At 70.2% G+C, this 11,620-nt stretch carries 13 protein-coding genes and 1 pseudogene; 7 read left to right on the forward strand and 7 right to left on the reverse strand.

Features of this window, described 5'->3' with window-relative positions; translation table 11 throughout:
* Positions 1–76: 76 nt before the first annotated feature.
* Entirely contained in the window at positions 77–886 is an 810-nt protein-coding gene (locus GWK61_RS15750) for a mechanosensitive ion channel family protein (protein ID WP_194909123.1), read from the forward strand.
* Between the two features lie 35 nt (positions 887–921).
* Here GWK61_RS15750 and GWK61_RS15755 read toward each other — a convergent pair whose 3' ends face one another.
* Positions 922–2,442 (reverse strand): MDR family MFS transporter, encoded by a 1,521-nt coding sequence (locus tag GWK61_RS15755; protein ID WP_194909124.1) that lies wholly within the window; start codon positions 2,440–2,442, stop codon positions 922–924.
* A gap of 81 nt (positions 2,443–2,523) precedes the next feature.
* Between GWK61_RS15755 and GWK61_RS15760 the strand changes: the two genes are divergently transcribed.
* Positions 2,524–3,180 carry a TetR/AcrR family transcriptional regulator gene (locus GWK61_RS15760; protein ID WP_194909125.1) on the forward strand — a complete coding sequence of 219 codons (657 nt, stop codon included), beginning with the start codon at positions 2,524–2,526 and terminating at the stop codon, positions 3,178–3,180.
* A 17-nt stretch (positions 3,181–3,197) separates the two neighbouring features.
* Here the strand turns inward: GWK61_RS15760 and GWK61_RS15765 are convergent, their stop codons facing one another.
* The 3 genes and pseudogenes from GWK61_RS15765 to GWK61_RS15775 all read right to left on the reverse strand — a co-directional run.
* Positions 3,198–3,584, reverse strand: coding sequence for a VOC family protein (locus tag GWK61_RS15765; protein ID WP_228562381.1), 387 nt, complete (start codon positions 3,582–3,584; stop codon positions 3,198–3,200).
* 85 nt (positions 3,585–3,669) lie between these two features.
* Positions 3,670–4,023 carry a DUF6401 family natural product biosynthesis protein gene (locus GWK61_RS15770; protein ID WP_194909126.1) on the reverse strand — a complete coding sequence of 118 codons (354 nt, stop codon included), beginning with the start codon at positions 4,021–4,023 and terminating at the stop codon, positions 3,670–3,672.
* A 425-nt stretch (positions 4,024–4,448) separates the two neighbouring features.
* Positions 4,449–5,138, reverse strand: a pseudogene (locus tag GWK61_RS15775) (lysophospholipid acyltransferase family protein); the annotation flags it as partial.
* 141 nt (positions 5,139–5,279) lie between these two features.
* Between GWK61_RS15775 and GWK61_RS15780 the strand changes: the two are divergent.
* Positions 5,280–5,804: a ribonuclease FAU-1 family protein gene (locus GWK61_RS15780; RefSeq protein ID WP_194909127.1), complete on the forward strand. Its 525-nt coding sequence runs from the start codon at positions 5,280–5,282 to the stop codon at positions 5,802–5,804.
* Here GWK61_RS15780 and GWK61_RS15785 read toward each other — a convergent pair.
* On the reverse strand, positions 5,761–5,973 hold the full coding sequence (locus tag GWK61_RS15785; RefSeq protein WP_194909128.1) for a DUF6191 domain-containing protein: 213 nt from the start codon (positions 5,971–5,973) through the stop codon (positions 5,761–5,763). The two genes, GWK61_RS15780 and GWK61_RS15785, sit on opposite strands and share 44 nt — an antisense overlap.
* A gap of 165 nt (positions 5,974–6,138) precedes the next feature.
* Between GWK61_RS15785 and GWK61_RS15790 the strand changes: the two genes are divergently transcribed.
* A complete protein-coding gene (locus GWK61_RS15790) occupies positions 6,139–6,801 on the forward strand; it encodes a hypothetical protein (RefSeq protein WP_194909129.1) in 663 nt (220 codons plus the stop codon).
* A 26-nt stretch (positions 6,802–6,827) separates the two neighbouring features.
* The gene (locus GWK61_RS15795; RefSeq protein WP_369125588.1) at positions 6,828–7,214 is read left to right on the forward strand and encodes a hypothetical protein; all 387 of its coding nucleotides are present in this window, start codon (positions 6,828–6,830) and stop codon (positions 7,212–7,214) included.
* On the opposite strand, the gene GWK61_RS15800 is transcribed toward GWK61_RS15795, so the two are convergent.
* Complete coding sequence (locus tag GWK61_RS15800; protein WP_194909130.1) at positions 7,154–8,314, reverse strand: acyl-CoA dehydrogenase family protein; 1,161 nt, start codon at positions 8,312–8,314, stop codon at positions 7,154–7,156. The genes GWK61_RS15795 and GWK61_RS15800 overlap by 61 nt on opposite strands.
* A gap of 100 nt (positions 8,315–8,414) precedes the next feature.
* On the opposite strand from GWK61_RS15800, the gene GWK61_RS15805 reads away from it, so the two are divergent.
* Positions 8,415–10,136, forward strand: coding sequence for an AMP-binding protein (locus tag GWK61_RS15805; protein WP_194909131.1), 1,722 nt, complete (start codon positions 8,415–8,417; stop codon positions 10,134–10,136).
* 169 nt (positions 10,137–10,305) lie between these two features.
* Positions 10,306–11,109, forward strand: coding sequence for a PaaX family transcriptional regulator (locus GWK61_RS15810; RefSeq protein WP_194909149.1), 804 nt, complete (start codon positions 10,306–10,308; stop codon positions 11,107–11,109).
* Between the two features lie 13 nt (positions 11,110–11,122).
* Here GWK61_RS15810 and GWK61_RS15815 read toward each other — a convergent pair whose 3' ends face one another.
* Complete coding sequence (locus tag GWK61_RS15815; protein WP_194909132.1) at positions 11,123–11,506, reverse strand: hypothetical protein; 384 nt, start codon at positions 11,504–11,506, stop codon at positions 11,123–11,125.
* Positions 11,507–11,620 lie beyond the last annotated feature (114 nt).

Raw genomic sequence — 11,620 nt, forward strand, 5'->3', positions numbered from 1 at the left:
AAGTGCGGCGTCGAAATACGGGTGTTACGAACTATGTGGGGATCTGCCCCGTCACCGCATCGATGGAGGAACCTACATGGGACCGAGACTCGCAATATCGGTCGACTGGGGCTCGGGCATCACCAACGCCTGGACCTCGGTCACAAGAATCATCCCGAAGCTGATCGCGTTCGCCGTGATCATGTTCGTCGGCTGGCTGATCTGCAAGGCGATCGCCAAGGTGCTGGACGCGGTGCTCCGTCGGATCGGCGTCGAGCGCATGGCCGAGCGGGCCGGCGCGGGCCGGTTCCTGTCCAACTCCAAGTGGGACACCACCGCGATCCTGGTGAAGGTCGTGTACTATGGCCTGCTGCTGGTGTTCCTGCAGTTGGCGTTGGGAGTCTTCGGGCCGAACCCGATCAGTACGATGATCCACAGCGTCGTGGCCTGGATCCCCAAGGCGATCGTCGCACTGGTGATCGTCGTCGTGGCGATGTGGCTGGCCAACGTGGCGAAGGAGTTCATCTCCAACATCCTGTCCGCGGCCTCCTACGGCAAGGTGCTGGGCTGGGTGGCGTGGGCGTTCATCGCGTTCTTCGGCGCCATCGCGGCGCTGGCCCAGATCGGCGTCGCCACGTTCGTGCTGGGGCCGATCCTCAACGCGGTGCTGTTCACCTTGGCGGGCGTCGCGATCGTCGGCGTCGGCGGCGGCCTGATCCAACCGATGCGGTCCCGCTGGGAGCGCATGCTGACCAAGGCCGAGTCCGAGACGACACGGGTCCAGGCCTCGGTGCAGCAGAACGCGCTGGCCTACCAGAAGGGCCGCGCCGACGCCCGCGCCGGGCAGCCCGCGACCGAGACGCAGTCGCAGATGCCGTACGGCCGGGAGCCCGGCACGACCGCGTGAGGTTCCGGCGTCAGCGCACGGCTGACCTGGTGACGTCAGCGGACCGCTGACGCGGCGACGCCAGGGTGCGGGTCCGGTGAGTTCGGGCCCGCGCCCTGGCGCTTCTGGCTGCGCAGCGGCACCTCCTTCAGCGCGAGCGCGGCCAGGAACGCCACGGCGCAGACCAGGCCGGCGATCAGGAAGATCAGGTGCGAGCCGTTCGCGGCGCCTTGCACGGCCGAGGCCTGGTGGCTGACCTGCTGACTCACCTGCTGACTCACCTGGCGGCTGACCTCGTGGCCGACCTGGCGGTTGTAGAGCGAGCCGAACACAGCCACGCCGATCGACCCGCCGACCGTGCGGAACAGGTTCAGGCTCGCCGAGGCGGCGCCCAGGTCGCGCATCTCGACGCTGTTCTGCGCGATGGTCGTGACCATCTGCATCTGCCCGCCGAGTCCGATGCCGACGACGGCCATGTAAAGGCTCGTGGTCGTACGGGAGGTGGAGACGTCCATGGTCGACAGCAAGATCAGCCCGACCGCCATCAGGGCCGCGCCGACGACCGGGAAGATCTTGTACCTGCCGGTGGCGGACATGTAGCGCCCGCCGATCTGGGACACGACGACGATCGGGATCATCAGCGGGAGCAGGAGCAGCCCGGAGCTGGTGGCCGTGGCGTGCTGCACGCTCTGCTGGAACAGCGGGAGATAGAGCGTGGCGCCGAACATGACCACGCCCGAAGCCGTGATCAGGGCTATGGCGAGCGGGAAGTTGCGCTCGCCGGTGAACATGCGCGGCGGCAGCACCGGTTCGGGGGAGCGGCGCTCGACCGCGATGAAGGCGGCGATGCCGGCTATGGCGAGGACGAAGAGTCCGAGGACCTGCCAGGACGCCCACGCGTAGGTGGTGCCGGCCCAGTTCGCGGCCAGCGTGACGGACGTGATCACCAGGGTGAGCAGGCTGATGCCGGGCCAGTCGATCCGGGCCTGGCGGCGCAGGCGCGGCAGGTCGAGCATGACCTGGCACCAGACCAGGGCGAGCAGGCCGAGCGGCAGGTTGAGGTAGAAGGCCCAGCGCCAGCCGAAGTGCCCGGTGACGAAGCCGCCGAGCAGCGGCCCGCCGATGGTGCCGATCGCCATGACCGAGGCGGTCATGCCCTGGTAGCGGCCGCGCTCCCGCGGCGGCACGAGCGCGCCGATGAGGGCGAACGCACCCGCGCCGATGCCGCCGGCGCCGACGCCCTGGAACGCGCGGGCCGCGATGAGCCAGCTCATCGACTGTGCGGCGCCGGACAGCGCGGAGCCGGCCAGGAACAGGACGATCGAGATCAGGTAGACGTGCTTGCGGCCGTACAGGTCGCCGAGTTTGCCCCAGACCGGGGTCGAGGCCGCGGTGGCCAGCGTGTAGGCGACGACGACCCAGGACAGGTGGTCGAAGCCGCCGAGGTCGCGGACGATCGTCGGCATCGAGGTGCCCACGACCGTGTTGTCGAGCATCGAGAGCAGCATCGCGAGCATGACGCCCAGCAGGGCCCAGCGGACGTGGCGCGGGCCGGCGGGGTCGGGGTTCGTGGTCATGGGCTCAGAAAAGCACACTCATTTCAAAAGTGCAATGAGTCAACTTTGCCATCGAGTCCACCGTGGTCGTAGGATGGGGCCATGAGCGGTGGTGGCGTGGGATCGCGGCAGGTTGACCGGTCTGAGCAGGTAGAGCGGCTCGAGCCGCCGGGGCGGCGCGAGCGGAAGAAGGCGGCCACGCGGCACGCCATCGCCGACGCCGCGCTGGCGCTCTTCCTCGAGCGCGGCTACGACCAGGTGTCGATCCGCGAGATCGCGGACGCCGCCGACGTCTCGACGACGACGCTGTTCAAGCACTTCACCGGCAAGGAGGCGCTGGTCTTCGACGAGGACGCGCAGATCGAGGCGCGGCTGGTGGCCGCCGTGCGCGACCGGGCTCCGGGGACGTCGATCCCGCAGGCGCTGCGTGCGCTCACGCTGGAGCGCCTGAAGTTCCCGACCGAGGACGAGGCGTTCGCCGCGTACACACGCCTGGTGGAGAGCACGCCGGTGTTGCGCGAGTACTGGCACCGGATGTGGATGCGCCACGAGGGGGCGCTGGCGACGGCCGTCGCCGCCGAGGTCGGGGCGGCGCCGGACGACATGGCGTGTGCGGTGCTCGCGCACTTCGCGCTGGAGACCGCGTCACTGGCACGTGCGAGTCAGGACCCGAAGGGGACGGTCGACGTGGCGTTCGCCGTGCTGGAGAACGGCTGGGCCGGGGCCGGCGTCGGAGTTGGTCCCGGCCCAGGCAGATAGCGCCGGCGGGTGTGCGGTTAGCTGTCGCCGTCGCAGCACAGGCAGAACGGGTGTCCGGCCGGATCGATGAGCACGCGTACGTTCTCCTGCGGCTGATGCGAGGCGAGCGTCGCGCCCAGCTCGACGGCCTCGGCGACGGCCTCGTCCAGGTCGCCGACCTGGAAGTCGAAGTGCATCATCGGCCGCTGCTCGCCCTCGGCCGGCGGCCACACCGGCGCGCGGAAGCCCTCGGCCTGCTGGAACACGAAGTACGGGCCCTCGGGGGCGGGGGCGACGATGGCCGTCCCGGGCTCCTCGTGGCCGATCGGCCAGCCGAGCAACTGGGAGTAGAAGCGGGCGAGGGCGGCGGGGTCGGGTGCCTCGATCGCGGTGCCCCACCACATGCCGGAACGTCGGGATCGCATGCTTGATCCTGTCTGATCAAGTCGCGATCCGCCACAGGGGAATTCCCTGCGGGAACCCCTTGCGAAGCACGCCCTACAGATGATGTCAGAACGCCAGCAGGTCCTGCTCGCGCACCAGCCAGCAGATGGCGGTCAGGCGCAGCGTGGCGAAGTCATAGCCGACGGGCTCCTGCCAGCCGGTCTCGGTGAGCACGTCGTTGAAGCCGAGCACGTAGTCGCTCAGCTCCTCGCGGCCGACCGTGCGCTGGACCGGGATCGCGACCGGGGCGTGGGGCGGGTCGAGGCTGAGGGTGTCGCAGACCGCCGCCGCGTGCTGGTCGATCGCCGCGAGCAGGCCCGGGTCGAAGGCGAACTCGGCCAGGCGCGGCATGAACGCGGCCACGACGCCGGCCAGCGGGGAGGCCATCGGGGGCGCGTCGTCGTGCGGCGGGAAGTCCATGCGTTGACGGTAAAGTGCCAGGTCATCGCACGTCAAAGGAAACTTTGCTGGGTGACGGGACGGGTGCCGACGGTAGCTGGGAACAGCGGTTCGCACGGCACCCGGCGCGCTCAGTCCTCGGGGGTGGTGTCCTTGGCTGCGGTCGCCGCCGACGCGGCTGCCTTGTCCGGCTTGGGCTCCGGCTTCATCGCCTCGGGCTCGGACTCCGGCTGGGGCTCTGCCTTCAGCTCGGGCTCTGCCTTCGCCTCTACCTCCGGCTGAGGCTCCGCCTTCGCTTCGGGCTCCGTCTCCGTCTCCGGCTTCGTGTCCGGCGTCGGCTCCGCCTTCAGCTCAGGCTTTGCCTCGGCGGTCGCCTTTGCCTCGACCTGTGCCTCCGCCTCAGCTTCCGTCTTCTTCTCGGTCCCGTTCTCACCCTCGCCGCGACCGCGGGCGTCCATCTCGGCCGCCTGCTCCAGCGTCGGCGCGGTGCCGCCGAGGTGCGCCGGCAGCCACCACGAGTCCGCGGGGCCGGACGGCTTGTCCGGGTACGTCGACTGCGCCTCGTCGAGCAGCGCGCTCAGGCGGGCGTGCAGTTCGGCCGACAGCTCGGCGGAGTTCTGCCCCTTCTTCGGGTACATCGGCTCGCCGACCAGGACGGTGATCGGCACGTGCCGCTGCCACAGCCGACGCGGCTTGCCCTTCGTCCACAGTCGCTGCGTACCCCACAGCACCACGGGGATCAGCGGCACGTCTGCGGCCTGCGCCATTCGTACGGCGCCGTTCTTCAGGTCCTTGATCATGAAGGAGCGGCTGATCGTGGCCTCGCCGAACACGCCCACGATTTCACCGGACTTCAGGCACTCCAGAGCCTGGCGGTAGGACGACAGGCCGGCCTCGCGGTCCACCGGGATGTGCCGCATACCGCGCATCAGCGGTCCGGAGATCCGGTTGTCGAAGACCTCCTTCTTGGCCATGAACCGCACGCGGCGGCGCGACGGCAGTGCCGCCGCCCCGGCGAAGATGAAGTCCAGGTAGCTGATGTGGTTGCTGGCCAGCACCGCCCCGCCACTGCGCGGGATCCGGTCGGCCCCGTGCACGTCGATCTTGAGATCGAGAGCTCGGAAAGCACCCTTCATGGCCCGGATCACCGGGGGATAAACGTATTCGCGTTCGGCCACAGGAGGACCCTAACCTACTCTGCCGTAAGTTATCGCCACTCGCTGAGGGCCGAGACTTACCCTCGGCCCGCGGGAAACGATAAGGAATATGGGGAAGACGTGAGCGACGGAAAAACCCTGCTGAAGCCCGGCACGACCATCACCGTCCGGCTGCTGAAGGCGCCGCGGCCGGACGTCGAGTACCCGGCCGAGGTCCGGTACGACGACGGCGAGCACCTGGTGGTCGTCGCCCCCTGGTTCGGGGACGGCCCGCGCGACATGGGCTTCGCCGTGTTCGAGCCCGGCGATGTCTGGACCGAGCACTACTGGCGCTCGCGGTGGTACTCGATCAAGGAGGTACGCACCGCCGCCGGCAGGCTCAAGGGCTGGTACTGCGACGTCACCCGGCCCAGCACCGCCCTGCCCGGAGCCCCGGACGGCCCGCGCCTGGAGGTCGCCGACCTGGACCTGGACCTGTGGCTGTCCGCCGACCAGACGCGGATCCTGCGGCTGGACGAGGACGAGTTCGAGGACAGCGGCCTGCGCGAGCGCGAGCCGGAGACCGCCGGACAGGCCGAGGCGACGCTGGACGAGCTGGAGGCTATGGCTCGCTGTGGCGGGTTCCCTTCGCTGCTGGCCTGGTGACCTGCGACTCGGCGCCGGGCATCTTGATGCTCACCACACCGCCGTCCAGGTCGATCGGACCGCGGTGCGGATCGCCCTCGCCCTCCTCCTCGCGAGTCCACTCGAGCCGGTTCCGCTCGTCCTCGACGTGGCGCCGGCTCGGAACGAACATGTCGAAGAAGACGCTCATGATCGGTTAACGCACGGCGGCCCGGAGTCGTTCCAGGCCGCGACACGCCGAAACCGTGGGGCCGACCGGGTGAATTATCCGGACTCTGAGTTGCCCGCACTATTCGCCCCCAATCATCCTGGTGCCTTCACATTCCTGAGGGGACAGGAGAAAGGGGGCGCCATCATGGCACCACGCACCACCAGTCCTACCAGTACGAACAGCACAACCAGCACCACCGGCTATCTCAACGCCACGCAGCTCGCCGCCCGCGGCTGGACGCCGGCGATGATCCGCGACTTCCTGGGCGCCCCCGACCGCACCGAGTTCATCCCGCGCTTCCGGCAGTCGGCGCCGACGCTGCTGTTCGAGCTCTCCCGAGTGCAGGCGGCGGAGCGTACCGAGAAGTTCGTCCAACGCCTTGAGGTGGCGGCCCGAAGATCCGCGGTCGCCAAACAGGCCGCACACCGCCGCCGCGTGGAGCTGCTGCGCCTGATGTCCGCCGACGAGATCCCGATCCCCAAGCTGGCCCCGGACGTCCTCGCGGACCGCGCGATCCGGCACCGCGAGCCCCGCAAGCCGGTCGCCGCCGCCGGCGCGGACAGCAATACTCTGAATCGCTGGAAGGTCAACTACCTCCGGCACGAGCTCACGCGCTACGACTCGATGATCGAGGGCCTGTTCGGCCGGGTCGGCCGCGCCGCCGCTGAGAAGCTGCTGCTGCGGCGCGTGCTGGAAGCGATCGGGAAGACGTACCCTGATCTGCTCGACGAGTGCCAGCGGCAGCTCAGGGTCAGTGAACGGACGTCTCGGTCGACGGCGACCTGGCGACCATCGAGACCGTCGTAGTCCACCCCGGCCACCGCCGCCGCGGCCTGGGCCGTGCCCCGCTGGCCGAGGCGACCACCCGCGCCGCCGCCACCCCGGCGACCACCCTGGACGCCTGGACCCGACGACCCGGACGCCCTGACCTGGTACCGCGCCACGGGCTTCGCCGAAAGCGACCACTACCTGCACGTCTACGCCAACTTCTACACCGACGCCGCCGAGCCGAAGCGAGCGATCGCCGAGCGCAGACCCGACCTGCGGCCGGTGGTCCTGTTCCTGCACGCGAAGCTCGCCGAGGAGGCACGCCTGCGGAAGGAGTTCGCGCGGGTGCACGTCTGCCGACGCTTCGCCATGCCGCTGTGACGCCCCGGCCCTACCCCCGATACAACTCCCGCCCGATGATCGTCCGCTGCACCTCCGAAGCCCCCTCGTAGATCCGCGGCGCGCGCACTTCGCGGTACAGGTGCTCCAGTAGGTGGCCGTGCTGAAGCGCTGCGGCGCCGTGGATCTGGACGGCGGCGTCGACGACGTATTGGGCGGTCTCGGTGGCGAACAGCTTTGCCATGGCTGAGCGGGCGGCGATGCGCTTCTCGCCGCTGTCGTAGGCCTCGGCGGCGCTGTAGACGAGGAGGCGTGCCGCCTCGATGCGGGTCGCCATTTCGGCCAGGCTGTGCGAGACGGCCTGCAGGTCCTTCAGGACGCCGCCGAAGGCTTCGCGCTGGCCGGCGTGCGTGACCGAGGCGTTCAGCGCGGCCTGAGCCATGCCCACGGCGAAGGCGCCGACGCTGGGGCGGAACAGGTCCAGGGTGCGCATTGCGACGCGGAAGCCCTGGTCCACCTCGCCGAGGAGGTCCGCGCGGGTGACCGGCACGTTGTCGAAGGTGACGCGGCCGATGGGGTGCGGGGAGATCATGTCCAGGTGCTCGCCGCCGAGGCCGGGGCGGTCGGCCGGGACCAGGAACGCGGTGACGCCGCGTGATCCCGCCTCGGGTGTCGTGCGGGCGAAGACGCTGTAGAAGTCGGCTTCGGGGGCGTTGGAGATCCAGATCTTCTCGCCGCTCAGCGTCCAGCCGTCGGCGTGGCCTGGCCCCGTGGTCGGTGTCGCGGCCAGAGAGAGTGACGCCGCGTCCGAGCCGCTGCCCGGCTCCGACAGTGCGAACGCCGCGACCGCCTCGCCGGCCACCACCTTCGGCAGCCAGTGCGCGATCTGTTCTTCGGTCCCGTTCTGTACGACGGGGTAGGTGCCGAGACCTTGTAGCGCGAGCGCCGTCTCGGCCTCGGTCGAGACCTGCGCGAGCGATTCCCGCAGCAGGCACAGGTCCAGGGCCGCGGCCTCGGCGCGGCCGTCCGCGCCGCCGGGGAACAGCCGGGCCAGCAGGCCGTGCCGGCCCATGGCGGCGAGCAGGGGGCGGTTGACGTGCCCGGCGGCGCCGGCCGCGGCCAGCGGCGCGAGGTCGGTCTCGGCGAGCGTGCGGACCTGGGCGCAGAAGGCTGACTGGGCCGGGGTCAGGCGGAACTGGGAGCCGGATTCCATACCCGTCAATGTAACAAAATCTTGACTGCCGTCACAGAAGTCGTACGCTGGAGCCGTCGAGCTCGGCTCCGCACCCGCTCTGGCATCCCCGGAGGACCCGATGGACCTGCTCCCGTCAGCGCACGTCGACAGCTTCGCCCGCGACCGCCTGCCGGCCGCGGACCGGTGGCCCGAGCTGCGCTTCGACTTGGACGAGCTGCGGTACCCCGAGCGCCTGAACTGCGCCGCGTACCTGCTGGACCGGGCGATCGCCCGCTTCGGGGCCGACCGCAGATGCCTGATCGGCGCCTCGGACAAGGGCACGTCGGACAAGGGCACCTCGGACAAGCACGGTGCGCCCGGGATCTGGACCTACGGCGACCTGGACCGGCGCAGCGACCAGATCGCGCACGTGCTGACCGCCGAGCTCGGCGTCGTGCCCGGCAACCGGGTGCTGGTCTGCGGCCCGAACAGCCCGTGGACCGTGGCCTGCTGGTTCGGGGTACTCAAGGCCGGCGGCGTGGTGGTGACGGTCGTGCCCCTGCTGCGCAGCGAGGAGATCGCCACCGTCGCCGAGATCGCGCAGGTGAGCGTGGCGTTGTGCGCGCCGGGCTGCGACGAGCAGGCCGCGAAGGCCGGCGTGCCGGCCATGCGGGTCGTCACCTTCGGCGGAACGGGGCCCGAGGACCTGGTCGAGAGGTGCGCGCAGGCCCCGCAGCAGGAGTTCGAGGCGGTCCAGACGTCGCAGGACGACGTCGCGATGATCGCCTTCACCTCCGGCACGACCGGCCGTCCCAAAGGCTGCCTGCACTTCCACCGCGACGTGCTGGCGATCGCCGACACCTTCGGCAAGCACGTCCTCAAGGCCGGCCCGGACGACGTCTTCGCCGGCAGCCCGCCGCTCGGCTTCACCTTCGGCCTCGGCGGCCTGGTCATCTTCCCGCTGCACGTCGGTGCCTCGACCGTACTGCTGGAGCGTGGCAGCCCCGAGGCGTTGCTCGGAGCCATCGCCGAGCACGGCGTCAGCGTGCTGTTCACGGCACCAACCGCCTACCGGGCCATGCTCGCGATGCTGGAGTCGGACAAGCCGGACGACGACGGTGAGGACGAGAGCAAGGGTGAAGGCGAGAGCAACGGCGACACGCGCCTGCGCACCCTCCGCCGCTGCGTCTCCGCCGGTGAGGCGTTGCCGGCCGAAACCTGGCGCGCTTGGCACGCTGCGACCGGCGTCAAGATCATCGACGGCATCGGCGCCACCGAGCTGCTGCACATCTTCATCTCGGCCGCCGACGACGACATCCGCCCCGGCTCCACCGGCCGCCCGGTGCCCGGCTGGCAGGCCGCGATCCTGGACGCCGACGGCAACCCGGTCCCGGACGGCGAACCGGGCCTGCTGGCCGTGCGCGGCCCGATCGGCTGCCGCTACCTGGCCGACGAGCGGCAGGGCACGTACGTGCGCCACGGCTGGAACTACACCGGCGACACCTACATCCGCGACGAGGACGGCTACTTCTGGTACCAGGCGCGCTCCGACGACATGATCATCTCTTCCGGTTACAACATCGCCGGCCCGGAGGTGGAGAACGCGCTGCTGCGCCATCCGTCGGTCCTGGAAGCCGGCGTCATCGGCATGCCGGACCCGGACCGCGGGCAGCTGGTGACGGCGTTCGTGGTGCTGGCCGCCGAGGTGCCGACCGGGGAGGCGACCGTCAAGGAGTTGCAGGAGTTCGTGAAGGCGCGCATCGCCCCGTACAAGTACCCGCGGTCGGTGCACTTCGTTCCGGCCCTGCCACGCACCAACACTGGCAAACTCCAGCGGTTCAAGCTCCGAGATCTGCTCTGAGCCGGGGCGGACGGCACGGTATCTTGCCGCTGTGCCGCCCGAGCCCGCCGAGCCTGTCGGTCGAACCCAGCCTGTCGATCGAACCCAGCCTGTCGATCGAGCCCAGAGGAAAGCCCAGCCTGTGAGCGCACCGTCGAAGACCGAGGGGACGGCGGCCGAGGCCCCCGCCATGAAGGCGCCGACGCCGCGCTCGCTGATCGTGTCGTTCTTCGGCGCGTACGGCCGCGAACTCGGCGGCTGGATCGCGGTCGCCGACCTCGTCACGCTGCTGGGCCGGCTCGGCGTGGACGCCCCCGCAGTACGCTCGGCCGTCTCCCGCCAGAAGCAGCGCGGGTTCCTGCAGGCCCGCCAGGTCGGCGGCGTCGCGGGCTACTCGCTGTCGGAGCAGGCCCAGGAGATCCTGGCCGACGGCGACCGCCGGATCTACGTCCGGCAGGACGTGAAGCTCTCCGACGGCTGGGTCTTGGCGGTGTTCTCGGTACCGGAGACCGAACGACACCGGCGTCACCTGCTGCGCTCGCGCCTGTCGCGGCTCGGCTTCGGGGCCACGGCGCCCGGCGTGTGGATCGCGCCCTCGCACCTGGCGGAGGAGGCCCGGCACACCTTGGAGCGGCTGGAGCTCGCCGAGTACGTCGACCTCTTCCGCGCCGACTACCTCGCCTACGGCGACCTGCGCGAATCGGCGGCGCGGTGGTGGGACCTCGGCGCGGTGCAGGCCGGGTACGCGGAGTTCTCCGAACAGTTCCTCGCCACCGAGAAGAACGCCGACACCGCTGACGAAGCCGACGCGTTCGCGACCTACCTGCTTGCCCTGGACGCCTGGCGGCGCATGCCGTACCGCGACCCCGGGCTGCCGCCGGAGCTGCTGCCGGGGGACTGGCGGGGGACGCAGGCCGCGGACATCTTCTTCGGGCTGCACGACCGCCTGCGCGGACGGGGGTTGAGCTACGTGAAGAGCGTGGTGTCGAGGTAGTACGCCGGGCCGGCTAACCGCCGAGCACCGCACGGAGCAGAAGCACCGCCAGGACGACAGTCAAGGTGACGATGGCGAGCCACTCGCCGTTCTCGGTCAGCCCGCGTCTACGGCCCGACTGCGGGGTGAAGTCGCTGAACTCTCGCGACAGAATCTGGGCTCGGAGCCAGTCCGCGCATTCCGTGCGGCCTTCGAATCGGCACGCCAGGACGCTCATGCCATGCGGGCAGGTCTCCACGCTTTCGCAGTGTTGCACTCGGCGCCGGAACTGCCTTGCCCGGTGGTCTGCGAGCCGCTGCTGCGGTCCCTTGACCAGCGCGTTGATCACACGGACCAGCGTCCAGGACGCCGCGAAGGGCGGTACGAGATACATTGTGCCGAACAGCAACAGCGGCATGGCGCGCCTCCCCCCCCCACCCGGCCGCAGACCTGTGCTGTCGGCACTTCACTTCATCGTGGCATCGGCTGTGGCGCGGTTGATCAGCGGGGCACGTAGGTGGGGAGACGACTG

It is taken from the genome of Catenulispora rubra, assembly GCF_015356825.1.
GTDB lineage: Bacteria > Actinomycetota > Actinomycetes > Streptomycetales > Catenulisporaceae > Catenulispora > Catenulispora rubra.